The 25,486-nt window shown below is 63.5% G+C and carries 25 protein-coding genes; 15 read left to right on the forward strand and 10 right to left on the reverse strand.

From position 1 onward, the window contains the following. Window positions 1-378: 378 nt before the first annotated feature. From NKI52_RS15595 to NKI52_RS15605, 3 genes are all read left to right on the forward strand, one after another. On the forward strand, window positions 379-702 hold the full coding sequence (locus NKI52_RS15595) for a hypothetical protein (protein ID WP_023675308.1): 324 nt from the start codon (window positions 379-381) through the stop codon (window positions 700-702). A 65-nt stretch (window positions 703-767) separates the two neighbouring features. Beyond that, on the forward strand, window positions 768-1,430 hold the full coding sequence (gene msrA / locus NKI52_RS15600) for a peptide-methionine (S)-S-oxide reductase MsrA (protein ID WP_352633718.1): 663 nt from the start codon (window positions 768-770) through the stop codon (window positions 1,428-1,430). Between the two features lie 215 nt (window positions 1,431-1,645). Further along, window positions 1,646-2,635, forward strand: a complete 990-nt coding sequence (locus NKI52_RS15605) for a BMP family lipoprotein (RefSeq protein WP_023675310.1) — start codon at window positions 1,646-1,648, stop codon at window positions 2,633-2,635. A gap of 84 nt (window positions 2,636-2,719) precedes the next feature. Here NKI52_RS15605 and NKI52_RS15610 read toward each other — a convergent pair whose 3' ends face one another. Continuing rightward, window positions 2,720-2,929 (reverse strand): SlyX family protein, encoded by a 210-nt coding sequence (locus tag NKI52_RS15610; RefSeq protein WP_031211352.1) that lies wholly within the window; start codon window positions 2,927-2,929, stop codon window positions 2,720-2,722. 181 nt (window positions 2,930-3,110) lie between these two features. Between NKI52_RS15610 and NKI52_RS15615 the strand changes: the two genes are divergently transcribed. From NKI52_RS15615 to deoA, 6 genes are read left to right on the forward strand one after another with little or no spacing between them, the layout of a single operon-like run. Next, window positions 3,111-4,643, forward strand: a complete 1,533-nt coding sequence (locus NKI52_RS15615) for an ABC transporter ATP-binding protein (protein ID WP_352616400.1) — start codon at window positions 3,111-3,113, stop codon at window positions 4,641-4,643. Next, window positions 4,640-5,779, forward strand: coding sequence for an ABC transporter permease (locus NKI52_RS15620; RefSeq protein ID WP_023675313.1), 1,140 nt, complete (start codon window positions 4,640-4,642; stop codon window positions 5,777-5,779). The genes NKI52_RS15615 and NKI52_RS15620 overlap by 4 nt, the downstream gene beginning before the upstream one ends. 1 nt (window position 5,780) lies before the next feature. Further along, window positions 5,781-6,752, forward strand: a complete 972-nt coding sequence (locus NKI52_RS15625; protein WP_352576206.1) for an ABC transporter permease — start codon at window positions 5,781-5,783, stop codon at window positions 6,750-6,752. Between the two features lie 6 nt (window positions 6,753-6,758). Next, on the forward strand, window positions 6,759-7,151 hold the full coding sequence (cdd, locus tag NKI52_RS15630; protein WP_023675315.1) for a cytidine deaminase: 393 nt from the start codon (window positions 6,759-6,761) through the stop codon (window positions 7,149-7,151). Then, entirely contained in the window at window positions 7,148-7,966 is an 819-nt protein-coding gene (locus NKI52_RS15635; RefSeq protein WP_352448279.1) for a purine-nucleoside phosphorylase, read from the forward strand. Before cdd ends, NKI52_RS15635 begins: the two co-directional genes overlap by 4 nt. Next, entirely contained in the window at window positions 7,966-9,285 is a 1,320-nt protein-coding gene (deoA, locus tag NKI52_RS15640) for a thymidine phosphorylase (protein WP_352568188.1), read from the forward strand. Before NKI52_RS15635 ends, deoA begins: the two co-directional genes overlap by 1 nt. Here the strand turns inward: deoA and NKI52_RS15645 are convergent, their stop codons facing one another. From NKI52_RS15645 to NKI52_RS15655, 3 genes are all read right to left on the reverse strand, one after another. Further along, window positions 9,286-9,846, reverse strand: a complete 561-nt coding sequence (locus NKI52_RS15645; protein ID WP_352677542.1) for a TIGR02281 family clan AA aspartic protease — start codon at window positions 9,844-9,846, stop codon at window positions 9,286-9,288. 100 nt (window positions 9,847-9,946) lie between these two features. Beyond that, complete coding sequence (gene upp / locus NKI52_RS15650) at window positions 9,947-10,576, reverse strand: uracil phosphoribosyltransferase (protein ID WP_023675320.1); 630 nt, start codon at window positions 10,574-10,576, stop codon at window positions 9,947-9,949. Between the two features lie 128 nt (window positions 10,577-10,704). Further along, complete coding sequence (locus NKI52_RS15655; protein WP_352698520.1) at window positions 10,705-11,679, reverse strand: adenosine deaminase; 975 nt, start codon at window positions 11,677-11,679, stop codon at window positions 10,705-10,707. Window positions 11,680-11,846: 167 nt separating this feature from the next. On the opposite strand from NKI52_RS15655, the gene ubiE reads away from it, so the two are divergent. The 3 genes from ubiE to coaBC all read left to right on the forward strand — a co-directional run bounded on the left by ubiE (window position 11,847) and on the right by coaBC (window position 15,785). After that, window positions 11,847-12,623 carry a bifunctional demethylmenaquinone methyltransferase/2-methoxy-6-polyprenyl-1,4-benzoquinol methylase UbiE gene (gene ubiE / locus NKI52_RS15660; protein WP_352698522.1) on the forward strand — a complete coding sequence of 259 codons (777 nt, stop codon included), beginning with the start codon at window positions 11,847-11,849 and terminating at the stop codon, window positions 12,621-12,623. 64 nt (window positions 12,624-12,687) lie between these two features. Then, window positions 12,688-14,262, forward strand: coding sequence for a 2-polyprenylphenol 6-hydroxylase (ubiB, locus tag NKI52_RS15665; RefSeq protein WP_352677537.1), 1,575 nt, complete (start codon window positions 12,688-12,690; stop codon window positions 14,260-14,262). A 65-nt stretch (window positions 14,263-14,327) separates the two neighbouring features. After that, window positions 14,328-15,785 carry a bifunctional phosphopantothenoylcysteine decarboxylase/phosphopantothenate--cysteine ligase CoaBC gene (gene coaBC, locus NKI52_RS15670; RefSeq protein ID WP_352677535.1) on the forward strand — a complete coding sequence of 486 codons (1,458 nt, stop codon included), beginning with the start codon at window positions 14,328-14,330 and terminating at the stop codon, window positions 15,783-15,785. On the opposite strand, the gene NKI52_RS15675 is transcribed toward coaBC, so the two are convergent. After that, window positions 15,782-17,233 carry an MFS transporter gene (locus NKI52_RS15675; protein WP_352698524.1) on the reverse strand — a complete coding sequence of 484 codons (1,452 nt, stop codon included), beginning with the start codon at window positions 17,231-17,233 and terminating at the stop codon, window positions 15,782-15,784. The genes coaBC and NKI52_RS15675 overlap by 4 nt on opposite strands. 1,116 nt (window positions 17,234-18,349) lie before the next feature. On the opposite strand from NKI52_RS15675, the gene NKI52_RS15680 reads away from it, so the two are divergent. From NKI52_RS15680 to NKI52_RS15690, 3 genes are read left to right on the forward strand one after another with little or no spacing between them, the layout of a single operon-like run. Then, on the forward strand, window positions 18,350-19,804 hold the full coding sequence (locus tag NKI52_RS15680; RefSeq protein ID WP_352698526.1) for an efflux RND transporter periplasmic adaptor subunit: 1,455 nt from the start codon (window positions 18,350-18,352) through the stop codon (window positions 19,802-19,804). 12 nt (window positions 19,805-19,816) lie between these two features. Further along, complete coding sequence (locus NKI52_RS15685) at window positions 19,817-20,560, forward strand: ABC transporter ATP-binding protein (RefSeq protein ID WP_352454020.1); 744 nt, start codon at window positions 19,817-19,819, stop codon at window positions 20,558-20,560. Window positions 20,561-20,597: 37 nt separating this feature from the next. Continuing rightward, on the forward strand, window positions 20,598-21,776 hold the full coding sequence (locus NKI52_RS15690) for an ABC transporter permease (RefSeq protein WP_352682564.1): 1,179 nt from the start codon (window positions 20,598-20,600) through the stop codon (window positions 21,774-21,776). Between the two features lie 147 nt (window positions 21,777-21,923). On the opposite strand, the gene NKI52_RS15695 is transcribed toward NKI52_RS15690, so the two are convergent. The 5 genes from NKI52_RS15695 to NKI52_RS15715 all read right to left on the reverse strand — a co-directional run bounded on the left by NKI52_RS15695 (window position 21,924) and on the right by NKI52_RS15715 (window position 25,353). Then, window positions 21,924-22,397 (reverse strand): DUF992 domain-containing protein, encoded by a 474-nt coding sequence (locus NKI52_RS15695; protein WP_023675329.1) that lies wholly within the window; start codon window positions 22,395-22,397, stop codon window positions 21,924-21,926. A gap of 136 nt (window positions 22,398-22,533) precedes the next feature. After that, window positions 22,534-23,379 (reverse strand): tetratricopeptide repeat protein, encoded by an 846-nt coding sequence (locus tag NKI52_RS15700; protein ID WP_352454022.1) that lies wholly within the window; start codon window positions 23,377-23,379, stop codon window positions 22,534-22,536. 161 nt (window positions 23,380-23,540) lie between these two features. Beyond that, a complete protein-coding gene (gene rpsU / locus NKI52_RS15705) occupies window positions 23,541-23,813 on the reverse strand; it encodes a 30S ribosomal protein S21 (protein ID WP_023675331.1) in 273 nt (90 codons plus the stop codon). Between the two features lie 265 nt (window positions 23,814-24,078). Then, the gene (locus NKI52_RS15710) at window positions 24,079-24,465 is read right to left on the reverse strand and encodes an SET domain-containing protein (RefSeq protein ID WP_352454023.1); all 387 of its coding nucleotides are present in this window, start codon (window positions 24,463-24,465) and stop codon (window positions 24,079-24,081) included. Between the two features lie 129 nt (window positions 24,466-24,594). After that, complete coding sequence (locus NKI52_RS15715) at window positions 24,595-25,353, reverse strand: SDR family oxidoreductase (RefSeq protein WP_352698528.1); 759 nt, start codon at window positions 25,351-25,353, stop codon at window positions 24,595-24,597. Window positions 25,354-25,486 lie beyond the last annotated feature (133 nt).

A 25,486-nucleotide genomic window follows, 5' to 3' on the forward strand; every position in this document is an offset into this window, starting at 1 on the left:
ATGCCTCTCCTGTGGGATTCCGGCCGGAATTCCGGCCGTGGGCGCCGTCAACCAGCGGATACCCTTTCCCCGCACCCGAGCCGTCAAAGCAACAGGCGCGGGGCTCATCTAGTCGATCCGGTGCCGAATGCCAAGACATAACGGCAGTCTATTCGCTTTGCCGGATACGGATGCTCAGCCCATGCCGCTGGGGCACCCGTTCGGAGCCTATCGAAACGATCGGCGGAGGTTGTGCTTGCCGTCCGGCGCACCACCGGTTCCGGCGAACCGGCGGTCACGGGTTCAACTTCACGTGTCGCGATTGCGGATAAAGCGCGCAGGTCCTATTTAACAGTCCGACACGACATTCTGATAAACTCCTGGGGAGGAAGGGTCCGGATGTTCCGCTTCGTCTTTCGTCTCGCTGCAATGGTCGCGCTTTCGGTTTCGGTCATCATGGCCGTGCTCGATGCGACCCGCTCGGTGGCGGCTTCGGCGCTGGTGATGACCCCGCTCAACACCAGCTGGCTCGCTGTCTCGCCGGATACGCGCAGCGCCTTCGAAAGCTTCGTCCGCGATAAGATCAACCCGCTGCTGTGGGACGGTGCCATCGCCTGGGTGCTCAGCCAGCCCGGCTTTGCCGTGTTCGCGGTCCTGGCGTTCATTCTTTATGCCATCGGTTACAGGCGGCAGCGCCCCAGCGGGCGGTTCGCCGCAACCTGACATTTCCAGCCTGACCCGGTGTTCCGTACCGGGGAGGCTCAACCAAGAAGAAAAGGAACCCACACATGTTTCTCAGCGACATGCTGAACAAGAAGCTCAACCTGCCGAAACCCTCCGAGGCGTTGCCCGGCCGCGACCGGCCGATCCCGACCGCATCGAAGCACTTTGTCTCGAACAGGCCGCTCAAGGGTCCTTATCCCGAAGGGATGGAAACGGCGATGTTCGGCCTGGGCTGCTTCTGGGGCGCCGAGCGCCTGTTCTGGCAAGTCAAGGGCGTCTGGGTCACGGCGGCCGGCTATGCCGGCGGCGTCACGCCCAACCCGACCTATCAGGAAACCTGCACGGGGCTCACCGGCCATGCCGAAGTCGTGCTCGTCGTCTACGACCCCAAGATCGTGTCTTATGCCGAGCTCTTGAAGCTGTTCTGGGAAAGCCACGACCCGACGCAAGGCATGCGCCAGGGCAATGATGTCGGCACCACTTACCGCTCGGCGATCTATACGCTCAACGACGCTCAACACCAGGCTGCGATCGCCTCGCGCGACGCCTACGAGGGTTCGCTGCGCGGCGCCGGACGCGGCAAGATCACCACGGAGATCGCGCCGGCGCCGGAATTCTACTTCGCCGAGGAAGACCACCAGCAATATCTGGCGAAGAACCCCTACGGCTATTGCGGCCTGCAGGGAACCGGCGTCTCCTGCGCCATTCCGGCCGCCGTCTCCGCCTGATTTTATGCTCCTGACGCAAGGAATATGCTGTGGCGCCGCGATGCGGCGCCATGCTTTTCCAAAGGGTCAAAATTCCACGTGAATTTTGTTTCGGGCCGTGCCAGATTGACCCGAAGCGGGAGGAAGACACTCCTGCCCGACGCCATATGCCTGCCGGAGAACCGGGCCGGCATGCGGTGCATAATGGACAAATAACCGACAGGGGTGTGGATCACATGAAACGTATCGTTCTCGGCCTTATGGCCGCAGCTGCAATGGTTCTTCCGGCCTTCGCCGCGGACATTCAACCCGCGATCCTCTATGATCTCGGCGGCAAGTTCGACAAATCGTTCAACGAGGCGTCGTTCAACGGCGCTGAAAAGTTCAAGACCGAGACCGGCATCCCCTATGTGGAATTCGAGGTCAGCAACGCCACCCAGCGCGAGCAGGCGCTGCGCCGTTTCGCCGAGGACGGTCGCAACCCCATCGTCATGGCGGGCTTCTCGTGGGCTGACGCGCTTGACAAGATCGCCACCGAGTTCCCCGACACCAAATTCGCCATCATCGACATGGTCGTCGACAAGCCCAATGTCCGCTCGCTGGTCTATAAGGAGCAGGAAGGCTCCTACCTCGTCGGCGTGATGGCGGCGATGGCTTCCAAGACCAAGAAGGTCGGCTTCGTCGGCGGCATGGACATTCCGCTGATCCGCAGGTTCGGCTGCGGCTATGTCGGCGGCGCAAAGGCGGCCGGCGCCACCGACGTCATCCAGAACATGACCGGCGATACGCCTGCAGCCTGGAACGATCCGGCCAAGGGCGGCGAGATCGCCAAGACGCAGATCGACCAGGGCGCCGACGTGGTCTACGCGGCGGCAGGCGGCACCGGTGTGGGCGTGCTGCAGGCAGCGGCCGACGCCGGCAAACTCGGCATCGGCGTCGATTCCAACCAGAACGGCCTACAGCCCGGCAAGGTGCTGACCTCCATGGTCAAGCGCGTCGACGTTGCCGTCTACAACACCTTCATGGATGCCAAGGACGGCAAATTCACGGCCGGCGTCAACGATCTCGGCCTCAAGGAAGGCGGCGTCGACTACGCCATGGACGACAACAACAAGGCGCTTGTCGACGATGCGATGAAGGCGGCGGTCGAAAAAGCCAAGGCCGACATCATCGCCGGCACCATCAAGGTGCACGACTACATGTCGGACAATGCCTGCCCGTATTGATCGATTGCCGTTATTGATCGACTGGCACTGCTGAACTGACGAGCCGCCGGGTGAAAGCCCGGCGGTTTTGTCTTGTCGGCCCGCTCACCAGTGCGGCGGCTTGGTCACCGGCACGTCGGGCGCGGCCTGTTCCTCCAGCGCCAGGAAGCGCTCGGCCAGCGCGTCGAGCTTGCGCTGCATGCGCTCGATCACCTTCCACTGCTCGGCGATCTGGCCGGACAGTTCCTCGATGGTCTTCTCCTGCTCGGCGGCGCGGATTTCCAGCGTCGTCAGCCGGTCCTCGGGCATGGTCATTTGAAATCCTCGATCAGGCGATTGTGCAGGCTGCGGCCACGTTGGAAATTGACAAGCATGGCGGGATTTGTCGAGAGTGAACCCTGCTCCGGCCAATTGGTACGGACCCAATTGGCACAGACTGGGCGTCATGCTAGGCGTTTGACCAAGCGGTAAAAAAATAACAGTGGGAACAGGCTGCATGGCGCAAGCCGCAATCGAGCTGATCGGCATCGACAAGAGCTTTGGCGCCGTGCGCGCCAACCGCGACATCAATCTGGAGATTATGCGCGGCACTATCCATGGCATCGTCGGCGAAAACGGCGCCGGCAAGTCGACGCTGATGTCGATCCTCTATGGTTTCTACCAGGCCGATTCCGGCGAGATCCGTGTCGGCGGCCAGCCGGCATCGATCAAGACGCCGAACGATGCGATCGCGCTCGGCATCGGCATGGTGCATCAGCATTTCATGCTGGTCGACAATTTCTCGGTGCTGGAAAACGTCATTCTCGGCGCCGAAAGCGATGCGCTGCTGAAGAAGAGCATCGCCAAGGCGCGTTCCGAGTTGGAGCGGCTCGAGCGCGAATACGGGCTCGAAGTCGATCCCGACGCCATCATCGAGGAGTTGCCGGTCGGCCTGCAGCAACGCGTCGAAATCCTCAAGGCGCTCTATCGCGGCGCCGAGATCCTGATCCTCGACGAGCCGACGGGCGTGCTGACGCCGGCCGAGGCCGACCATCTGTTCCGCATCCTCAGGCAGCTGAAGGAGCAGGGCAAGACGATCGTGCTGATCACCCACAAGCTGCGCGAGATCATGGCGATCACCGACACCGTCTCGGTGATGCGCCAGGGCACGATGGTGGCGACACGCGAAACCAGGAAGACCACGGTCGAGGAACTGGCCGAGCTGATGGTCGGCCGGCGCGTGCTGCTGCGCGTCGAGAAGGGCGAGGCGAAGGCCGGCGGCGTCAAGCTCGCGGTCAAGAACCTGACGGTGAAGGATTCCCGCGGCGTCACCATGGTCGACGACGTCTCTTTCGATGTCCATGCCGGGGAGATCGTCGGCATTGCCGGCGTCGCCGGCAACGGGCAGTCCGAACTGCTCGAGGCGATTTCCGGCATCAGGCATGCCGTTTCGGGCTCCGTTATGCTCGACGGAAAGCCGATCGACCTCACCGGCGCCGCCGATCCCGGTGAACTGCGCGAGCGCGGCCTCGCCCATGTGCCGGAGGACCGCCATCATGTCGGGCTGGTGCTGGCCTTCGAGGAGAACGAGAATTCGATCCTCGGTTATCAGGACGACGAGCGCTATCTGAAGGGGCCGTTCCTTGACATCGATGCCATCCGTAACGATGCCAGGGACAAGATCGTCAAATATGACATCCGACCGGCGGACTGCCGCCTCAAGACCGCCAATTTCTCCGGCGGCAACCAGCAGAAGATCGTGCTGGCGCGGGAAATGGAACAAGATCCCGGCGTGTTGATCGTCGGCCAGCCGACGCGCGGCGTCGATGTCGGCGCCATCGAATTCATCCACAAGCGCCTCATCGCCATGCGCGACCAGGGCAAGGCGGTGCTGGTGGTTTCGGTCGAGCTCGACGAGATCCGCTCGCTGTCCGACCGCATCCTGGTGATGTTTGCCGGCCGCATCGTCGGCGAACGCGGCCCCGACGCGACCGAGGGCGAGCTCGGCCTGCTGATGGCCGGCGTCGAGCAGCGCGAGGCGGCGGAATGAGCACTCCCTATGCCAAGCTGCCGGCCTGGGCCGACTACGTCCTGATCCCGCTGATCAACCTGTTCGTCGCCTTCGTCGTTGCCGGCTTCGTCGTCATATTGGTTGGCGAGAACCCACTGCGCGCAGCCGTCGTCCTGGTCGAGGGTGCCTTCGGCCGCGGCCAAGGCATCGCGTTCACGCTTTTCTATGCCACCACCTTCATCTTCAGCGGGCTTTCGGTGGCGGTTGCGGCGCATTGCGGCCTGTTCAACATCGGTGGCGAGGGCCAGGGCTATATCGCCGGTCTCGGCATCGGCATCGTTTGCCTGGCCTTCGACAGCGTGCTGCCTTGGTGGCTGACCTTCCCGATCGCCATTATCGCCGCCGCGGCGATGGGCGCGCTGTGGGCGCTGATCCCGGCCTATCTGCAGGCCAAGCGCGGCTCGCACATCGTCATCACCACCATCATGTTCAATTTCATCGCCGCCAGCGTCATGGTCCGTGCGCTGGTCGGGTACTTGAAGCCCCCCGCCTCGATGGCACCGCAGACGCGCACCTTCCTCGAAGGCGCGCAACTGCCGAAGCTCAACTGGGTCATCGAATTGTTCGGCGCCAAAATCCGTTCGGCGCCATTCAACGTCAGTTCCCTGCTGGCGCTAGCTATGGCCTTCCTGGTGTGGGTGCTGATCTGGCGCACCAAGCTCGGCTACGAGATGCGCACCTATGGCCACAGCCCGAAAGCGGCGCGCTATGCCGGCATTTCGGAGATCCGCATCATCATCATCGCGATGATGATCTCGGGCGCGCTAGCCGGCATGATGGCGCTCAACCCGACGATGGGCGACCAGCACAATGTCGCACTCGAATTCGTTTCGGGCGCCGGTTTCGTCGGCATCGCGGTGGCGCTGATGGGCCGCCTGCATCCGGTCGGCATCGTCATGGCGGCAATATTGTTCGGCATGCTCTACCAGGGCGGCGCCGAACTCGCCTTCGAGATGCCGGCGATCAGCCGCGACATGATCGTTATCATCCAGGGCCTGGTCATCCTGTTCGCCGGCGCGCTCGAGCATATGTTCCGGCCCTACGTCCAGGCGTTGTTCGCCTCGCTCAGCCCGAAATCGGTCGGCATGGAAGCGGTCAAGGGGAAGGGCGCCTGAGATGGATTTCTTCAACGCCATCGTGCAGGTCCTGGACTCGACCATCCGCCTGTCGGTGCCCTTGCTGCTCGCCTGCCTCGCCGGCCTCTATTCGGAGCGCGCCGGCGTCTTCGACATCGGGCTCGAGGGCAAGATGCTGGTCGGCGCCTTCGCCGGTGCGGCCGCCGCCTCGGTCTTCCACTCGGCCTATCTCGGCCTCGGCATGGCCATCCTCATTTCGGTTGCCTTCGCGCTGATCCACGGCTTTGCCTCGATCACCCATCGCGGCAACCAGATCGTCTCGGGTGTCGCGATCAATTTCATTGCCGCCGGATCGACGATCATGCTCGGCCAAGCCTGGTTCCAGCAAGGCGGGCGCACGCCGGCGCTGGCCGCCGGCGAGCGGTTCGAGGCAATCACCTGGCCGGGCGCGGAGGCGTTCAGGAGCGTGCCGATCCTCGGGCCGATCTATTCGGAACTCATCTCCGGCCATTCCGTGCTGGTCTATCTCGCCTTCCTGGCCGTGCCGTTCACCTGGTGGGTGCTGTTTCGCACCCGCTTCGGCTTGCGCCTGCGCGCCGTCGGCGAGAACCCCGCCGCCGTCGACACCGCCGGCATATCAGTCGCCTGGCTGCGCTACCGGGCGCTGATCTGCACCGGCGTGCTCACCGGCATTGCCGGCGCCTATCTGTCGATGGTGCAGAATGGCGGCTTCGTGAAGGACATGACCGCCGGCAAGGGCTACATCGCGCTGGCCGCGCTGATCTTCGCCAAATGGAAACCGGTCAACGCCATGTTCGCCTGCCTGCTGTTCGGCTTCCTCGACGCGGCGTCGATCCGCCTGCAAGGCACGCCACTGCCAATGATCGGCAAGGTGCCGGTGCAATTCATGCAGGCGCTGCCCTATGTGCTGACCGTCATCCTGCTTGCCGGCTTCATCGGCAAGGCAATCCCGCCGCGCGCCGGCGGCGTGCCGTATGTCAAGGAACGCTGATCTATCATGGCTCATGATCTGTTCGAAGCGGCGAAAGCCGCCATGGCCAAGGCCTATGCGCCCTATTCGAAATTTCCGGTCGGCGCGGCGTTGCGCACCGAGGACGGCCGTGTCTTCACCGGCGCCAATGTCGAGATCGCGTCCTATCCGGAGGGCTGGTGCGCCGAAACCACCGCGCTCGGCCACTACGTCATGGGCGGCGGCGGCAAGATCACGGAAATCGCCGTGATCGCCGAACGCGTGGCAAAATGCTCGCCCTGCGGCGGCTGCCGGCAGCGGCTGGCGGAATTCTGCCGGCCGGAGACGAAATTCTATCTCTGCGATGATAGCGGCGTGGTTGAGACCGTGACCATGGGCGAGTTGCTGCCATACGGGTTTGAAGGCGATGTGCTGAAATGAAGGAAGCGCTCGATCACCTCGTCGAAAGGCTGGACGGGCTGGCGCCGACCACCGCCTTGGTGCTGGGGTCAGGGCTTGGCGGGCTTGTCGACCAGGTCGAGGATGCGGTGCGCATCTCCTACGCCGACTTGCCGGGGTTTCCCCGAAGCGGAGTCAGCGGCCATGCCGGCGAGGTGGTGGCGGGGCTCTTTGCCGGCACGCCGGTGCTGATGCTGTCCGGCCGGGCGCATTATTACGAGCACGGCAACGCGGCGGCGATGCGGCCGGCACTCGAGGTGCTCGCCGGCCTCGGCATCTCCAGGCTGATCCTCACCAACGCCGCCGGTTCGGTCGATCCCGGGATGGGCCCGGGCTCGGTGATGCTGATCACCGATCACATCAATTTCTCGGGCTCCAACCCGCTGATCGGCGAACCGAGCGACCGCCGTTTCGTCGGCCTGACCGAAGCCTACGACGCCGGTCTCCGCTCCGCCATCGAGCAGGCGGCGAAGGCCACCGGTACCACGCTGCACAAGGGCGTCTATATGTGGTTCTCCGGCCCATGCTTCGAGACGCCCGCCGAGATCCGCATGGCGCGCGTCATGGGCGCCAACGCGGTCGGCATGTCGACGGTGCCGGAGGTCATTCTCGCCCGCTTCCTTGGGCTGCGCGTCGCCGCGTGTTCGGTCGTGACCAACCTTGCCGCCGGCATGACCGGAGCCGAGCTGTCGCACCAGGAGACCAAGGACATGGCGCCGGTCGGCGGCGCGCGGCTGGCGACCATTCTGCAGCGTGTTTTTCAGGACGGGCTTCCGGAGCACAGGGTCGACGCCTGATGCTTCCACAGGAAATCATCCGCCGCAAGCGCGATGGCCAGAAGCTCTCGGCTGAGGAGACAGCGTTCTTCATCGAGGGTCTGACCGCCGGCACAGTCACCGACGCGCAGGTCGGCGCCTTTGCCATGGCGGTGTTCTTCAACGGCATGAGCCGCGACGAGGCGGTGGCGCTGACTATGGCGATGCGCGATTCCGGCGATGTGCTCGACTGGTCGGATCTGCCCGGCCCGGTCACCGACAAGCATTCGACGGGCGGCGTCGGCGACAACGTCTCCTTGATGCTGGCGCCGATCGTCGCTGCCTGCGGCGCCTATGTGCCGATGATTTCCGGCAGGGGTCTCGGCCATACCGGCGGCACGCTGGACAAGATGGATGCCATCCCCGGCTATATCAGCCAGCCGGATGTTGCGCGCTTCCGCAAGACCGTGCTCGAAACCGGCTGCGCCATCATCGGCCAGACCGCCGATCTGGCACCCGCCGACGCCAGGCTCTACGCGATCCGCGATGTGACGGGAACGGTGGAATCGGTGCCGCTGATCACCGCCTCGATCCTGTCGAAGAAGCTGGCGGCCGGCCTTGGTTCGCTGGTGCTCGATGTCAAGGTCGGCAACGGCGCCTTCATGGAGAAATCGCGCGACGCAACCGCACTGGCCAACAGCCTGGTCGACGTCGCCAATGGCGCCGGCCTTAAGGCCTCGGCGCTGGTCACCGGCATGAACGAGCCGCTGGCGTCCGCCGCCGGCAACGCGGTCGAGGTGCGCAACGCCGTCGATTTTCTCACCGGCCGCTTTCGCGACCGGCGGCTGGAGGACGTGACGCTGGCGCTGGCCGCCGAGATGCTGCAATCGGCAGGCCTGGTGTCGTCCAACCAGGACGGCCTGCGCCGCGCCGCCGAAACGCTGGCCGGCGGCCGCGCCGCTGCCGTCTTCGCGCGCATGGTGGCGGCACTGGGTGGTCCCGTCGACTTTGTCGACAATCCGGAAAAATATTTGCCGAAAGCGGCAACGGAATTCGCGGTCAAGGCGAGCGCGAACGGCTTTGTCACCGGCATCGCGACCCGCGAGATCGGGCTTGCCGTGGTCGGGCTTGGCGGCGGGCGGACGCGGCCCGACGACAGGATCGATCACGCCGTTGGCATCACCAGGCTGTTGCCGGTCGGTGCTGAAGTGCGGGCCGGCGAAGCGCTGGCGCTGGTCCATGCCCGTAATACCGGGGATGCCGAAGCGGCCGCGGCCGCCGTGCTTTCGGCCTATATGATCGGCACTTCCAGACCGGCCACGGAGAAAACCGTCATCCGGCGGATCCTGCCGCGCGGGTAATCACTGAACCAGCAGCAGCTTGCCGTCTTCGACCTGGTATTTTTCGAGCCGCTGCAGAAAGCTCATGCCGATCAGGTTGGTGTGCAGCGCCCTGTCGTCGAGCACGACGGCCTCGACGCCCTCGACGGTGATCTTGCCGATCTGCAGGCGATCAATCGTCACCACGGCGGCCTTGATCGCACCATTGGCGGTGTTGACCTGATGGCTGAAGTCCGTCGAATTGAGCGAGATGCCGATCCTGCGCGCAGTCGAGGTGTTGATGGCGACGAGCGTGGCACCGGTATCGATCATGCCGTCGATCTGGTGGCCGTTCAACTTGAAGGCCGACATGAAATGGCCGCGCGCGTCCGCGGTGACGACGACCTTGCGGCCGAGCGGCTGCGGCGTCGCCGGCCTGTCCCGAACGGCGGCGAGATTCAGGTCGGTTTGTGTGTCGGCCGGCCTGGCTCCGATGGCGGATTTCAACAGCCGCTCGATTACCTGTGAATTGGACTGATACACGATCGGCAGCGATGCCGACGTTCCGGCAAACACGCCAAGGATGAGAAGCTTGCGCAGCATGGACCGGCCTTCCTGGTTGCCGATCCTTAGCCCCACAAGGTGATTGCCGCTTTAACGAGTGCGGAAACCAGCCGTTTGCGTAAACAATCGGTAAACGGGTCTATTTGGTGCCGTACATGCGGTCGCCGGCATCGCCGAGACCCGGCATGATGTAGCCCTTTTCGTTGAGCTGGCGGTCGATGGAAGCGGTGAAGACCGGAACATCGGGATGCGCCTGGGTAAACCGCTCGAGGCCCTCTGGTGCCGCCAGCAGGCAGAGGAAGCGGATGTTGGTGGCACCGCGGCCTTTCAGCTTGTCGATCGCCGCGATCGCCGAATTGGCGGTCGCCAGCATCGGATCGACGACGATCACCAGCCGGTCGGCGAGGTCGCCTGGCGCCTTGAAGAAATACTCGACCGCTTCCAGCGTCTCATGGTCGCGATAGAGGCCGATATGGGCGACACGCGCCGCCGGCACCAGATCGAGCAGGCCTTCGAGCAAGCCGTTGCCGGCGCGCAGCACCGAGGCGAAGACCAGTTTTTTGCCCTCCAGCGTCGGCGCCTCCATCGTTTCGATCGGCGTCTCGATGGTCGTCGTCGTCAGTTCCAGGTTGCGGGTGACCTCGTAGCCGAGCAGCAGCGAGATCTCGCGCAGCAGCCGCCGGAAGCCGGCCGTCGAGGTTTCCTTCTTGCGCATGATGGTCAGCTTGTGCTGGACAAGCGGATGGTCGACGACGGTGACGCCCTTCATGGTGTTCTCCAACTGCGCAAATGAATGGTGAATGGTGAATAGTGAATAGTGAACTGGTTTGCGAGTCCTTGGTTGCGCGGAAAAACTCGCGGTTGACGGACCAAAGCGCCGGGTGAACCATTCACCATTCACCTGCCCTTGGCGCCGAGCCTGCCCAGCAGCGCCGCCCTGGTCTTCCTGTCGACGAAGGCTGCCTCGATGGCCGTCCTGGTGACGGCGGTGAGCGCCTTGTCGTCCATCGCAAAATGCTCGGCAGCGATGTCGTATTCGCGTTTCAGCGAGGTCCAGAAATAGGGTGGGTCATCGGAGTTGAGCGTCACCTTGCAGCCCGCTGCCCGCAAGGCGGGGAAGGGATGGTCGGCGAAGCTGTCGAAGATTTTCAGGGCGATGTTGGAGCCAGGGCAGCATTCGAGCACGACGCCTTCGTCGGCGATGCGCCGCACAAGCTCGGGGTTCTCGATGGCGCGCACGCCATGGCCGATGCGAGACGGGCGGATGTGGTCGAGTGCCGCCTCGACGCTCTCCCAGCCCATCAATTCGCCGGCATGGACGGTGATGCCGAGGCCGGCCTCGCGGGCGATCTCGAAGGCCCTGACATAATCTTCCAGGTCGCCTATCCGCTCGTCGCCGGCGACGCCGAAACCGGTGACCAGCGGATGCCCGCAGCGCGCGGCGAAACGCGCCGCTCGCTCGATCGATTCGACACCGAAATTGCGCACGCCGGTGACGATCATGCGGCCTTCAATGCCGGTCTTCGCCTTGGCGCGGGCCATGCCTTCGCCGAGCGCGTCGGTATAGGCCTTCGGCGACAGCCCGGCCTTGCTGGCATGGTCGGGCGAGGTGAAAACCTCGGAATAGATGGCGCCGTCGCGGGCGAGGCTGGTCAGGTAATGATCGGCCAGCCGCGCATAGTCTTCTTCGGTGCGGAACAGGTCCGACGAGAAGTCGTAGGCGGCGAGGAAAGAGGTGAAGTCGTGCCAGACGAAGGAGCCGTCCTGGATGTAGGGCGAGGCATCCTTGCCGTATTTCTCAGCCTGGCGGAGGACGAGTTCAGGCGCCGCTGCCCCTTCGATGTGGCAGTGCAGTTCTGCTTTCAAAGGCATTCAATTATCCCGTCAGGCTTTTTCTTATGACGCAAGTTCCTGTCGGAAAACCGTGTGACACTTTTCCGGAACCTGCTTCGAAGCGCGGCCGAACACCGCGCCTTAAACAATAGCGCCCGCACCATCGATCGGCTATGGTCCCGCCGATTTTATGGCGGATCAAAACGATGTCGGTTGAAAGAACCACTGCTGCGGGCGGCATGGAAACCTCCTATGGTTTCAAGCGGGTAGGGCCAGGCGACAAGCAGTCCCTGGTCAATGATGTTTTCCACAAGGTGGCGAACCGCTACGACCTGATGAACGACCTGATGTCGGCCGGCTTGCATCGGTTGTGGAAGGACGCCATGGTCGCCTGGCTCAATCCACCGAAGCGGCCGGGCTGGAGCGTTCTCGACGTTGCCGGCGGCACCGGCGACGTCGCCTTCCGCATCGTCGAGGCGAGCGGCAGGCACTCTCATGCAACGGTTCTCGATATCAACGGCTCGATGCTCGCCGTCGGCCGCGACCGGGCCGAGAAAAAAGGCCTGTCGGCAAATACCGATTTCGTCGAAGCCAATGCCGAGGAACTGCCTTTTGCCGACGCTACTTTCGACGCCTACACCATCGCTTTCGGCATCCGCAACGTGCCGCGCATCGATGTGGCGCTTGCCGAAGCCTATCGCGTGCTGAAGCCTGGCGGGCGCTTTCTCTGCCTTGAATTCTCCGAGGTCGAGATGCCGCTGCTCGACAAGGTCTATGAAGCATGGTCGTTCAACGCCATTCCGCGGATCGGCAAGGTGGTGACCGGCGATGACGAGCCCTATTCCTATCTGGTCGAATCGATCCGCAAGTTTCCCAATCAGCAGAATTTCGCGGCGATGATTTCGCGCGCAGGCTTCGAGCGCGCCTCATTCCGCAATTATTCCGGCGGCATCGCCGCGCTTCATTCGGGCTGGAAGCTTTGAGGCTGGCCCGCATTTTCCGACGTGCCTTGCGCCAGTTCAGGAAACCGGCAGGGCAAAGCCAGCCATGAGCAGCATCGGCGCTGGTTTCAGGCTCGTACGGGCCGGCTGGGTGCTGGTCCGCGAGGGTGTCATCGCGGCTTTGCCCGGTGACGAGCTCTTCGGCTTGCCGAAATTCGGCTGGCGCATGGCCCGGCTGTTCACCCGCCGTCGCGCGCTTGCCTATGAGCGCGGCGACAGGCTGGCCAAGGCGGTCGTGCGGCTCGGCCCATCCTACGTCAAGCTCGGCCAGTTCCTGGCGACACGGCCGGACGTCGTCGGCAACGACATAGCGCTCGATCTCGCCATGCTGCAGGACAAGATGCAGACGTTTGCGAAGGCCGAGGCCGTTGCAGCGATAGAAGCCTCGCTCGGACGCAAGATCGACGAGCTCTATGTCAGTTTCGGCGAGGCCGTCGCCGCCGCCTCGATCGCCCAGGTCCATACCGCCGAAACGCTGCAGGACGGCGTCGTTAGGCGAGTGGCGGTGAAGGTCATCCGGCCGGGCGTGCGCCGCCGCTTCTTTCGCGATCTCGAGAGCTATTTCCTCGCCGCCCGGCTACAGGAAAAATACATCCCGTCGTCGCGCCGGCTGCGGCCGGTCGAGGTGACCGAGACACTGGCCCAGACCACCAAGATCGAAATGGATTTGAGGCTGGAGGCGGCTGCTTTTTCGGAGCTCGGCGAAAACACCAAGGACGATCCCGGCTTTCGCGTGCCCTCGGTCGACTGGGAGCGCACCGGCCGTGACGTGCTGACCATGGAATGGGTCGACGGCATCAAGATGAACGATATTGCCGGCCTGACCGCCGCCGGCCACGATCTGAAGGCGATCGCCGCCAATCTCGTTCAGTCGTTCCTGCGCCATACGCTGCGCGACGGCTTCTTCCATGCCGACATGCATCCGGGGAACCTCTTCATCGAGGCCGACGGCACCATCGTCGCCGTCGATCTCGGCATTGCCGGCCGGCTCGGCAGGAAGGAGCGCCGGTTCCTCGCAGAAATCCTCTACGGCTTCATCACGCGCGATTATCAGCGCGTCGCCGAAGTGCATTTCGAGGCCGGCTACGTGCCGCGCCAGCACAATGTCGCGGCCTTCGCCCAGGCGATCCGGGCGATCGGCGAACCGATCCACGGCCAGCCGGCCGAGACCATCTCGATGGCCAAGCTGCTGACGCTTCTATTCGAAGTGACCGACCTCTTCGACATGGCGACGCGATCCGAACTGGTGCTGCTGCAGAAAACCATGGTGGTTGTCGAGGGCGTCGCCCGCACGCTCGACCCGGCCTTCAACATGTGGAAGACGTCGGAACCGGTGGTCAGCGGCTGGATTGCCCGCAATCTCGGCCCGCGCGCCTTGCTGGCCGACGTGCGCGACGGCGCCACCGCGCTGCTGGCGCTGGCCCGCCAGGCACCGGACCTCGCCGCCCGCACCGAGCGGCTGTCGCGCGAAATCGACCTGATGGCCGAAAACGGCCTGCGTTTCGACGAAAGGACCGCGCGCGCCATCGGCAAGGCCGAGGCGCGCTACACCCGCTCCGGCCGGCTGGCGCTGTGGCTGATCGCATTGACGCTGGTATACATCGCCTGGCGTATATTCTAGCGCTTGTTGCAAAGTGATTGCATTGCTATCATTGCACTCAGCAATTCCGGGCAAGGTGCAATCAGATGGCCAGCATCACGATCCGCAACCTTGATGACGAGGTCAAGGACCTGCTGCGCCGACTGGCGGCGGAGAATGGCCGGTCGATGGAAGACCAGGCGCGGGTGATGATCCGCGCAGCGGTCGAAGGTCAGTTCGGTTCGGCCGGTCGCATCGACCAGATCGAGAAAACACTGCGCGAACTGACGAGTTCGCAGAGTCCAGCAACGCCGGTGGTCGCCGTCTCCAGCCCGCGAGGCATCCTCTCCGGCAAGCGCATCCTGCTCATCATCGGCGGAGGCATCGCTGCCTACAAGGCGCTCGACCTGATCCGCCGGCTGCGCGAGCGTGGTGCTTCGGTGCGCGTGGTGATGACGGCTGCGGCGCAGGAATTCGTCACCACGCTGTCGGCCGGGGCACTGTCAGCCGACCACGTCTCTACCGAACTCTTCGACCGGCAGGACGAGCACGACATCGGCCACATCCGGCTGTCGCGCGAGGCCGACCTTTTGGTCGTGGCGCCGGCCACCGCCGACCTGATGGCAAAGCTCGCCAATGGCCACGCCAACGACCTTGCCTCGACCGTGCTCATCGCCACCGACAAGCGAGTTTTGATGGCGCCGGCGATGAACCCGAAAATGTGGGCGCATCCGGCGGTCCGCCGCAACCGCGCGACGCTGAGCAAGGACGGCGTCGCATTCGTCGGCCCGGCGAAGGGCGAGATGGCCGAGAGCAACGAGGTGGGCGAGGGCCGCATGGCCGAGCCGGTGGAGATCGTCGCCGCGATCGAGGCGCTGCTCGACAGCCGGCCAAAGCCGCTGACGGGCAGGAAGATCATCGTCACTTCCGGACCGACGCATGAAGCGATCGATCCTGTCCGCTACATCGCCAACCGCTCGTCGGGCAAGCAGGGCCACGCCATCGCGGCGGCGCTGGCCAGGCTCGGCGCCGACGTGCGTCTCGTCTCCGGCCCGGTCGGCATTGCCGATCCGGCCGGCGTCGCCACGCTGCACGTCGAAACGGCCGTCGAGATGAAGGACGCGGTCGAGCAGCTGCTGCCGGCCGACGCGGCAGTGTTCGTCGCGGCTGTCGCCGACTGGCGCACACAAAGTTCGGCCGGGGAAAAGATCAAGAAGGTGGCGGGCGAGGGGCCACCGGCGCTGCAGATGGTGGAAAATCCCGATATTCTTGCCGGTGTCGGGCATCACAAAAAGCGGCCGATGCTGGTGGTCGGTTTCGCTGCGGAGACGCAGGATCTGGTCAGGAATGCCGAGGCCAAGCTCGCAAGAAAGGGTGCCGATCTTATCGTCGCCAATGATGTCTCGCATGAAGATGGTTCCCCGGGCGTGATGGGCGGCGACCGCAACAAGGTGCGGATCGTCTCGAAGGCCGGCGTCGAGGAATGGCCGGAGATGAGCAAAGACGAGGTGGCGACGCGGCTCGCGGCACTGATCGCCGAGCGGCTGAAGACGGTCGTCGTCTAGTCAATCTCCCCCACGAGGGGGGAGATTGGCAGCTTCGCTGGCGGCGCCCCCGAAATCCGCAAAGCGGCAAGGCATCCCAGGATTCCGAGCGGGATAAACGCCAGGAACAGCCAGGCGGCGACATTCGCCGCGGCCTCGCGGTTCAGGCCTTCGGAAAAGCCGCTGGCGTTGGCGACGATGCCGGTCAGTGCCGCACCCACGGCATAGCCGATGCGCTGCATGGTCGGCACGGCGGCCGAGGCGATCGTCTGCTCGCCTTCCTTGGCCGATGCCACGATGACACGCGTGACGAACGGCCAGGCTATGCCGAAGCCGCCGCCTTGCAACAAAGCACAAAACAGGATCAGCGGGATCGAGCCGGCCGGCACCGTATAGGCGAAACCGGCGACGCCCGTGGCGATCATCAGCGCCCCGCCGACGATGATCAGCCGCTCGCGCTCCGGTGGCGCATTGGCGACGAGGATCGACAGGACCGACCAGGCGATCGATTCGGCGGCGATGATGTAGCCGGTGGTCAGGATCGGAATGCCGTGCAGGCTGGTCAGAAGCAGTGGTCCGTAGACCGCGAACGAGCAGGTCGCCACCGAAAACGCCGCGACCATGGTCATGCCCGCGCCGACCGGCGAGCGCCATGAGAACAGCCGCGACGGGAACAGGCGCGAGCGCGGCTTCAGTGCGTCGATATAGATAAACAGCGCCAGGCCGATCAGGCCGAGGGTGAGTAGCAGCGACGAGCGCAGCAGGGCGATGTCGACGCCGGCAGTGGCAATCAGCACGACGCTGCCGGCGAGGCAGCCAAGTGCCGCAAAGGGGAAGGGCGGCGCCGAGCCGCCCTTCGCCTGCCTCGTTGCTTCAGGCGTATCGAGCACGAGGAAGCTTGCCAGCGCCATGGCCGTGCCGCCGAGGGTGAAGACGCCGAAGGCCCAGCGCCAGGACGAGAATTCGGTCATGACCGCGCCGAGCACCGGCCCGCTGAAGGCGGCGACACCCCAGATCGCCGACATGACGCCGAAAAGCTGCGGCCAGATCGCGCGGGCAAACAGCCGCTCGACCGAGACGAAGGCCAGCGACACCAGCGCGCCGCCACCGAGCCCTTCGATCAGGCGGCCGCAGAGGAACAGCGGCATCGAAGGCGCGGTGGCGCAGACCAGCGCGCCGGCGGCATAGAGCATTGCGGCGACCATCATGTTGGTACGCAGCGCGACATAGCTCACCAGCCGTCCGGCGGCCGCACCGGCAACGATGGCGCCGAGCTCGTAGATCGCCAGCGACCAGCCGACCAGTTGCACGCCGGCAAGTTCGCCGACCATGGCCGGCATGACCGTTGCTACCATGGTTTCGTTGGTGGCGTGCAGCAGAATGCCGAGGCTGATGAAGCAGAAGCGCGCCAGATCGCCGCTCGCCCACAGCGCGCGCCAATCGACCCCGTTTGTGCTTGTTTTGGTCATCCAGTCCCCCGAGCTTCCCTAGACGCTGGTCTAAAATATTGGAGCGCTCTTCGTCTCCAAATGGGCACGCGGCGCTTCGGGGACGGCTTGTAAAACCTCAACCGCAGTTGAGTTCAAGCGGTTTTTCCGGTGTGCTGAGATGATGATGTAGGCGGGAAGCCAGGGTGATCGTGCATCTCGGCTCCACGATCAACCCGCTCTGCGGCGCAACTCATACTGGTTGACGCCGATTGCGATGTTCACGCCGTTCTACCAATCGATTTAGCAGCACCTCAACCGACGTATATCCCAGATACTGGTTGCCAGCTTCCGCAAATATGGTTAATATATTAGCAAGAAGAAATATTCCCGCTTACAGTCGTACTGGAGCACGACAATGGGCGCTGCCGATTTGCGCAGGCCAAGTATTGCGGCGATTCTGTGCGCCGCAGAGGGCCCTTCATCCGAAAGAGTCTTGTCACCCGAAAGAGTCTTGGGAGGCCCGGCGGCTTAAAGCCGTTGCTGGCGGCCTCATAACTTCCGCATCCCCCACAGCATAATCGATCGAGCCGAATCGAGGGCTTTGTTGCGCCCTCATGCTGCCGACCAGTGCCAGAGATGGCCTGCGCAGCACACTCTAGCTCTGGCAAAATCGGAGGAAAACATGATTATTGGATGTAGTGGTTTAAAGGTGGCCGCGGCTGCGGCTTTCATGGGTGGGGCACTGTTGCTTGGAACAGGCGGAGCGCTAGCGCAGACCTGTCCCGGCGTATCGCAGACACAGTGCACGGACTTCTGCGGCACCGCTGGCGTGGCCTCCTGTACAAAGACGGGGTCGGTTCCGGACTGCGTGTGCAATGAGACTACGAAGGATGTGAATGGCAATGCGTTCGGCACGGCAACGCAGGATACGGCTGAAGGCCAAGGCAACATTGGCAACAAGACCGAGACGGCCTGCGAGGGTAATCCCGGCCACTGCAAGTAGTAATATCCGAAATTTTAGAATAAACATCTATGTATTTGGCTGTTGACGGGTTTATTCTATAGTTTTGTAGAATTCCTCTGCGGCACTGCCAAGTGCAGATTAAAGAGCTGGAAGGGACTACCTTTCCCTTCCGGCTCAGAGGTGGTCAGAACATGATGCGCAGCGTTTTGTTCGTTACGGTAATCCTCGGCGCGGCGGTAACGCCCGGGAGTTCCATGGGACCGACACCATCGGTGACTTCCGGCCAGGTTTTGTCGGCCTTCAATCAGCTCTCAGCTCTCCTCGAGCCGTCCTCCATCCGGCCCGATACCCCCGCCTATCGCACGCAAGCCGTGGAGCGCGGCGATATCGTCACAACGGTGCAGGCGGCTGGCACGCTGAACGCGCTAGTTATGGTGGAAGTCGGTTCTCAGCTCTCGGGTCGGGTGAAGGACCTCTATGTCGACTTCAACTCCAAGGTCACCAAAGGCCAGGTGATAGCCCGGGTTGAGCCGGAGATTTACGAAGCGAGAGTAGCGCAAGCCCTTGCCGAACGGGAGATGGCGCAAACGCAGGTTTCGGTACATCGGGCGCAGATCGAGCGGGCCAGGGCAGAGATGGAGACCGCCGAGGCCAGATATGATTCTGCAGCCGCACAGACTACACGCGCCGAAATCGCGCTCGATGGTGCGGCGCAGGAAGTGAACCGCAAACGTTCCCTGGCTAAACAGAAGATCATCGCGGTGGGAGAATGGGAGCGGGAGAATACCGCACACAATTCTGCCAAGGCGCAGGCGACTGCCGCCCAGGCCGAGGAACTGTCGCAATCGGCAGTCGTTCGAGCCGCCAAGGCGACACTCAACATGGCAGAAGCGGAACTCGCCAACACGCTTGCCCAGGTGAAGCAGAAGGAAGCGGTGCTTCAGCAGGCCCAAATTGATCTTGACCGCACCTATGTACGCGCGCCGGTCACCGGCACGGTGGTCAATCGCGCCGTCAGTGGCGGTCAGACCCTGGCGGCTAGCCTGCAGACCCCGATACTGTTCACCATAGCTCAAGACCTGGCTGAGATGCAGGTGGAAGCTTCCGTGGTGGAAGCCGACATTAGCCGTTTTGCGCTTGGGCAGCCGGTTACTTTCACCGCCGATGCCTATCCCGACCGAATTTTCACCGGCACGGTAAAACAGATACGCAAGGCACCGCAGGTCGTTCAAAACGTCGTCACATACATAGTGGTGGTCGGTACGCAAAATTCCGATGAGCTGCTGTTGCCCGGCATGACCGCCAATCTGAGCGTGGTAATGGCCAAGCGACAGGGAGTCTTGAAAGTGCCCAATGCGGCCCTGCGTTTTCGGCCGCCGAGCGATACCGGGGACGAGGCGCGACCAACCGCGCCGGCCATTGCCGAAACGGGCGTAGAGGCGGGAAGCCCGGGCGAGGTATTTGTATTTGGGCCAGACCGCGAGCCGAAGCTTGTCTCGCTCCGGCTTGGAATCACCGACGGTCGTGCAACAGAGGTGCTGGCAGGCGACCTGACTGAGGGGCAGCAGGTCATTACGGGGCTTGCCACTGCTCCGCGTCGGGACGAAGACGCGTCTTCCGTCCTGGTCAAGTTCCGGTTGTGGTGAGGTCAGGTATCCATGGCTCTGATTGACGTCGACCGGCTGCGCCATTGCTACCGTGTTGGCGGAGAGCCGGTGTGGGCGCTCGAAGGGGTGAGCATGACGATTCAACGAGGCGAATTCGTCGCGGTGATCGGATCTTCAGGATCGGGCAAGTCTACCTTCATGAACATACTGGGCTGCCTCGACAGTCCGAGTGAAGGCCGTTATCGGCTGAACGGGGTAGACGTCGGTGGACTCCATCACGATGAACTCGCTGCGATCCGCAATAGGAACATCGGTTTCGTGTTTCAGTCGTTCAATCTGCTGCCGCGGGCCAGCGCACTAGAAAACGTGGAACTGCCGCTTGTCTATCGCCGCATGTGGGCTGGTGAGCGGCGGCGCGCAGCGCTGGCGATGCTGGCCAAGGTAGGGCTCGCCGATCGGGCCAGACATACTCCTGCCGAACTCTCGGGCGGACAACAGCAGCGCGTTGCCATTGCCCGCGCCCTGGTGACGGAGCCTTTACTTCTACTGGCCGATGAACCCACTGGTGCGCTCGACAGCCAGACAGGGCTGGAGATCATGGCAATTTTCCGCCGACTCAATGGAGAGGGCCTGACCATTGTGCTGGTCACCCATGAGGCTGAGATAGCTGCCCATACGGATCGCATTGTAGCCTTTCGAGACGGCCGCGTTCTGTCAGACACCCCTGTCATACAGCAGGTCCGACCTTTGGATGACACTCGCCGTCTAGCGCTGGCGTACAACAATGTCCGGTAGCACAAGAACCGCCCTGCGATCATTACGCTCCCATCATATGCGCAGCGCGCTCACCATGTTGGGCATCATCATCGGTGTGGCCGCTGTCGTGGTGATGATCGCGATCGGGGTTGGTGCGCGCGAACGGATCACCGCGCAGATCCGCAGCCTCGGCGCCAACCTCATCAGCGTCAGTCCGGGCAGTGCGAAGATGGGCAGCGTCCGCCTTGGGGCCGGTGGCGCGCCGCGGCTGAGTGAAGAGGACGCGGCGGCGATCGGAATGGAAATCCCCGGCGTCGTGGTGGCGGCGCCACTCCTCTACGCCCGCGAGCAGTTCACGATCGGCTCCGCCAATTGGCAAGGCGTGCTTCGCGGCGTGACGCCGGAATATTTCTCAGCGCGCGAGTGGCGGGTTATTGCCGGGCAGGAGATGACCCCGGAGGACAACAACCGCGTCGCCAACGTGGTGCTCCTCGGAACGACGATGCGGGAGAAGTTGTTCGGAAAAGCCGATCCGCTGGGGGCCGCGATCCGCATCCGCGACGTGCCGTTCACGGTGATCGGACTGCTGGAGCGGAAGGGCCAGAGCGTGTGGGGCGATGATCAGGACGATGTGGCACTTGTGCCGCTGAGGACGGCGCGACGTCAGTTCATTGGCACGAGCCGTGCCAATCCGACCTTCGTACACAACATCACCGTCAAGTTCGCCGATTGGACCTCGGCCGAGGGCACGATGGCAGCGATCCGCCAACTCCTGTGGCAGCGTCACCGGTTGCGGACAGGTCAGGAAGACAGCTTCATGGTGAGCAACCTCGCCGAAGCTGCGAATGTCGAAGGTTCGACCACACGCGTGGTGTCGCTGCTGCTTTCGGCGGTGGCCTCAATTTCGCTGGTCGTGGGCGGGATCGGCATCATGAACATCATGCTGGCGACGGTGACGGAGCGGGTCCGCGAGATCGGACTGCGGCTTGCGGTGGGCGCGCGACGGCGAGATATCCTTGCCCAGTTTCTCGTTGAGGCAGCAACGCTTGCCCTGCTCGGGGGTATTCTAGGTGCTGGTATTGGGATTGTTGCTGCAATCGCCGTTGGGTCTATCGCTCAATGGCCGGTGATCATCGATCTCAGCGCCGTCCTGCTGGCTATCGGCTTTGCCGCGGCTGTAGGCGTCTTTTTCGGCTACTATCCCGCCCGCAAGGCCGCAAGCCTACAGCCGATCGAAGCGCTGCGCGCAGAATGAGTTTGGCGCCACCGCGCGATCATCGGTCAATTTCGAAGCCGCAAGGCGCCCAATCAAAAGGCTGCCACGCGCCGGCGACTACGCGGCGCGGAACCGTCCTATCCCGGCGCATGATGAAAGGCCACGGGCCGTATTTGCCAGAGGCCGTTATTTGAACGAGTGGATCAGGTCCAGCGAGGTGACGGCGACCGCCAGGTTGACGCCGGTCTGTGCCTGGACACTGAGCGGCTGCAGCGAAAAGGCGCTGTCGAGGCCGCCGACCAGGAGATTGGCGCCGCCACCGGTGACCACGCTGGCCTCGGCGTTCACGCCATAATAGCTGCCGGCAAGGTCGCCTTCATCGTGGTTGCGGGTCGCCGCCAGAACCGCCCATACCAGCTGGCCCTGATGCGTCCGGCCGACATCGACGCCGAGCTTGGAAATCACCCCTGTATAGACTTCAGAGGGGCCGCCACGATGCGGACGAAAGACACAGGAAACACCCTTGTTGGAGGTGACGAGATAGGCCGTGCCGCCGTCGATGGTGCAGTCGAGCACGCCGAGCTGGAGCTTGCTGGCGCTGGCGGGAGCGGCAACGACGGTCGTGGCGAGAGCAGCGGCACAAGCGAGTTTCTTGATCATGGCAGGGTCCTTTCGAAATTGCCTTGTACAAACGGCTGAGCACGCCGAGCGTTCCGCCGAAAACTTGGCGCCAGCAAGGCGAAGCTAAACGCAGGGTTGTCGGAGTGCGGAAACGGAGGCCCGATTAACCGGCCGCTCAGCCGGCACTGGTGCGGGCCAGGCCGTCCTTGGCCGGCTGGTAGGTCGGATTGAGGTGCACGGCTTCGCGGTAGGATTTCGCGGCCCTGACCTTGTCGCCGCGCCGCTCGTAGATCAATGCCTGGTTGGACCAGGCCTCGGCATTCTTGCCGTCGAGCTTGATGGCCATGTTGAAGTCGGCGAAGGCATTGTCCTCGTCGTTCATGGCAAGGTAGGAGAGGCCGCGCCCGTTGTAAGGCTCGGAGGCATCCGGCGCCAGCGAAATGGCGGTCGAGAAATCCTCGATGGCAAAGGCGTGCTGGCCCTGACTCTGGTAGATCAGGCCGCGATTGTGATAGGCGCGCGCATCGGTCGTGTCGAGCTGGATGGCCTTCTGGAAATCGTTGAAGGCTTCCTGGACCCGGCCCGCCCTGCGGTAGAGATTGCCGCGGCCGATATAGGCGGCGTCATAGTTGGAATTGATCTGGATCGAGCGGTTGTAGTCGGCAAGCGCGCTTGCCTGATCGCCGAGGAAGCGCTGGATGAGCGCCCGGTTGGAATAGGCCTGGTAGAAATTCGGATTGAGCTGGATGGCGGTGTTGAAGTCCTTGAGCGCCGCCTGGTACTGGCCGCCGCGGCCATAGGCCGAGCCGCGCACATTGTAGGCTTCCGGATCCTGGGGGTTGCGCTGGATCACCGCCGACAGTGAGGAGATGTTCTCGGTCGAGGCTTGCGCCTTGTCGATGTTGTTGAACTCGCCGGTCGGAACGCTCTGGCAGCTGGCAAGCGCCATCCCGGAAAGCAGGGCTGCCGTCAGGGCGAGGCCGCGCCACGCGGTTCTGCGCTCTACGGTGATTGCGTCCATGTCTGCCCTGTCCTTACTGCGCCGTCTGGTCCGTTCCCCCTCCGAACCGGCATCTCTCCCAACCGGTCCTCTCGGACCGGGTCGAACTCACAACAAAAAGGTGGCGGCGATTCCGCATCGCGCCACCTTGGATATCCTTGGAAAAGGACGAAAAATTGACGTCAGAACCGCGGCGGACGCGGAGCACCGGCACCGGCAGCACCGGCCGCGACCGGACGCGGCGTCATCGGCAGCAGGCCTTCACGCTGGGCGCGCTTGCGGGCCAGCTTGCGGGCGCGGCGCACGGCTTCCGCCTTTTCACGGGCGCGCTTCTCGGAGGGCTTCTCGTAATGTCCGCGCATCTTCATTTCGCGGAAGATGCCTTCGCGCTGCATCTTTTTCTTGAGCGCGCGAAGCGCCTGATCAACATTGTTGTCGCGGACGAGTACCTGCACGTGCAATCCTGTCTTTCGGGTTTGAAATCAACAGGCAAGCGGCCATAGCCGCAAGCCTCCGCGGCGCGTTACACCACGAATTGGGGCGGCTGATAGCAGAATCAAGGGGCGCTGTCCACAGCCGATTGAGAGGCGGTGCCGATCCCGAAACGAAAAACCCGCCTCGGCGGGGGTCGTTGGTGTGAATCAGCACCATATCGAGTTTAGTAGCATAGCTGCCGGCACAAAGCAAGAACAAAATTCGCCTCGGGCCAGATAGGCGCCGCTACGCGGTGGCCAGGTGGAGCTGCTCGAAACCCTCGAAGAACTCGCCGTAGTCGCAGGTTATCTCCTCGCCGGCGGCGATGTCGCGGGTTGCGGTGGCCCCGCCATATTGCGAAAAGTCGGTGTTCGGCTTGTCGGCGTGGTTCATGAAGCGGCCATTGTCGACCTCATAGACCATGAAGCCCGGCCGGTCCGGACTGGGATAGGCATATCTGTCGAGCAATTCCTTGAGGTGCGGCGGCGCCGTCTCGTATCTTTCCATCGGGATCAGCCGGTCGAAGTCCGGATCGAGCCGCCAGATCTGCGCCCCTTTCCGGATCGGCTCGGCGGCGAACACGCCGACGCCTTCGATTGCGCTCGCGGCGATATAGGTTCTGATCAGCAGCATGTTTCCAATCCGTCTTCGAGGCGAAGACGGAATCGTCAAATCGCCGGGAAAAGCAAGACCGGTTTTTCCGGCATTGCGGCTGGCGGGCTGACATTGCGGCTGGCGGGCCGACGCCAACCGCGAAACGCTTCACGTGCGGGTGATCGAGACACCGCCGTCGGCGAACAGTGCCGTGCCGGTGGTGAAGCTCGATGCATCGGAAGCCAGGTAAAGCGCCGAGCGGGCGATCTCCTCTGGCTCGGCGACGCGCTTCAAGGCATGCAGGTTTTCGACGAACGCCCGCGATTCAGGTGTGTTGAATGTCGCCGAAGGCGTGTCGGTGCCGCCCGGCAGCAGCGCGTTGACCCGGACGCCCTTGGCGCCAAATTCGGCGGCCAGCACCTGCGTCAATCCGATCAGTCCGGCCTTGCTCGCGGCATAGCTGGTCATGCCGGGCATGCCGAGCGTGTGGCCGACGAAGGTCGAGGTGAAGATCAACGACCCGCCGCCGCGTTCGACCATCGCCGGCACCTGGTATTTCGCGCCGAGAAAGGCGCTGGTCAGATTGGTATCGAGCGTCTCGCGCCAGCCCTCCAGCGACAGCTCAGAAACCGGCCCCATCTTACCGACCGAGCCGGCATTGTTGAAGGCGATGTCGAGCCCGCCGAATTTCTCGACCGCCAGGTCGACCAGGACTTTCGCGTAGGCTTCGTCGCGGACGTCGCCGGCAAGCGCAATGGCGGTGCCCTCGGCGTCTTCGATTTCGGCAACCAGCGCATCGAGTTCCGCCCGGCGGCGGGCGGCGACGACGAGCCTGGCGCCTTGCTCGGCAAAGAGTTTTGCCGTGGCGCGGCCGATCCCGGAACTGGCGCCGGTGACGATGGCGACCTTGTTGGTGAGTGCGAACATTTTCTGCATCCTTTTTTCGCGCCGGCTCTGGCCGGCAATCGGGATGCTTGGTCGCAAATCGGGGCGGCGCGAGCCACCCGATACCTGCGCTGCCCTCGACAGCCCTTCTTGACGTCCGCTTGCCACCAGGCTA

Source organism: Mesorhizobium sp. M0590 (assembly GCF_040320905.1).
GTDB lineage: Bacteria > Pseudomonadota > Alphaproteobacteria > Rhizobiales > Rhizobiaceae > Mesorhizobium.

Bases quoted from the DNA above. Each gene is read 5' to 3' on its own strand.
- NKI52_RS15635 (WP_352448279.1), top strand. From the start codon at position 7,148: ATGAAGGAAGCGCTCGATCACCTCGTCGAAAGGCTGGACGGGCTGGCG.
- ubiB (WP_352677537.1), top strand. From the start codon at position 12,688: ATGAGCAGCATCGGCGCTGGTTTCAGGCTCGTACGGGCCGGCTGGGTG.
- cdd (WP_023675315.1), top strand. From the start codon at position 6,759: ATGGCTCATGATCTGTTCGAAGCGGCGAAAGCCGCCATGGCCAAGGCC.
- NKI52_RS15690 (WP_352682564.1), top strand. From the start codon at position 20,598: ATGCGCAGCGCGCTCACCATGTTGGGCATCATCATCGGTGTGGCCGCT.
- msrA (WP_352633718.1), top strand. From the start codon at position 768: ATGTTTCTCAGCGACATGCTGAACAAGAAGCTCAACCTGCCGAAACCC.
- deoA (WP_352568188.1), top strand. From the start codon at position 7,966: ATGCTTCCACAGGAAATCATCCGCCGCAAGCGCGATGGCCAGAAGCTC.
- NKI52_RS15695 (WP_023675329.1), bottom strand. From the start codon at position 22,397: ATGATCAAGAAACTCGCTTGTGCCGCTGCTCTCGCCACGACCGTCGTT.
- NKI52_RS15620 (WP_023675313.1), top strand. From the start codon at position 4,640: ATGAGCACTCCCTATGCCAAGCTGCCGGCCTGGGCCGACTACGTCCTG.
- NKI52_RS15625 (WP_352576206.1), top strand. From the start codon at position 5,781: ATGGATTTCTTCAACGCCATCGTGCAGGTCCTGGACTCGACCATCCGC.
- upp (WP_023675320.1), bottom strand. From the start codon at position 10,576: ATGAAGGGCGTCACCGTCGTCGACCATCCGCTTGTCCAGCACAAGCTG.
- coaBC (WP_352677535.1), top strand. From the start codon at position 14,328: ATGGCCAGCATCACGATCCGCAACCTTGATGACGAGGTCAAGGACCTG.
- NKI52_RS15605 (WP_023675310.1), top strand. From the start codon at position 1,646: ATGAAACGTATCGTTCTCGGCCTTATGGCCGCAGCTGCAATGGTTCTT.
- NKI52_RS15685 (WP_352454020.1), top strand. From the start codon at position 19,817: ATGGCTCTGATTGACGTCGACCGGCTGCGCCATTGCTACCGTGTTGGC.
- NKI52_RS15680 (WP_352698526.1), top strand. From the start codon at position 18,350: ATGATGCGCAGCGTTTTGTTCGTTACGGTAATCCTCGGCGCGGCGGTA.
- NKI52_RS15610 (WP_031211352.1), bottom strand. From the start codon at position 2,929: ATGACCATGCCCGAGGACCGGCTGACGACGCTGGAAATCCGCGCCGCC.
- NKI52_RS15715 (WP_352698528.1), bottom strand. From the start codon at position 25,353: ATGTTCGCACTCACCAACAAGGTCGCCATCGTCACCGGCGCCAGTTCC.
- NKI52_RS15595 (WP_023675308.1), top strand. From the start codon at position 379: ATGTTCCGCTTCGTCTTTCGTCTCGCTGCAATGGTCGCGCTTTCGGTT.
- NKI52_RS15700 (WP_352454022.1), bottom strand. From the start codon at position 23,379: ATGGACGCAATCACCGTAGAGCGCAGAACCGCGTGGCGCGGCCTCGCC.
- ubiE (WP_352698522.1), top strand. From the start codon at position 11,847: ATGTCGGTTGAAAGAACCACTGCTGCGGGCGGCATGGAAACCTCCTAT.
- NKI52_RS15615 (WP_352616400.1), top strand. From the start codon at position 3,111: ATGGCGCAAGCCGCAATCGAGCTGATCGGCATCGACAAGAGCTTTGGC.
- NKI52_RS15645 (WP_352677542.1), bottom strand. From the start codon at position 9,846: ATGCTGCGCAAGCTTCTCATCCTTGGCGTGTTTGCCGGAACGTCGGCA.
- NKI52_RS15655 (WP_352698520.1), bottom strand. From the start codon at position 11,679: ATGCCTTTGAAAGCAGAACTGCACTGCCACATCGAAGGGGCAGCGGCG.
- NKI52_RS15710 (WP_352454023.1), bottom strand. From the start codon at position 24,465: ATGCTGCTGATCAGAACCTATATCGCCGCGAGCGCAATCGAAGGCGTC.
- NKI52_RS15675 (WP_352698524.1), bottom strand. From the start codon at position 17,233: ATGACCAAAACAAGCACAAACGGGGTCGATTGGCGCGCGCTGTGGGCG.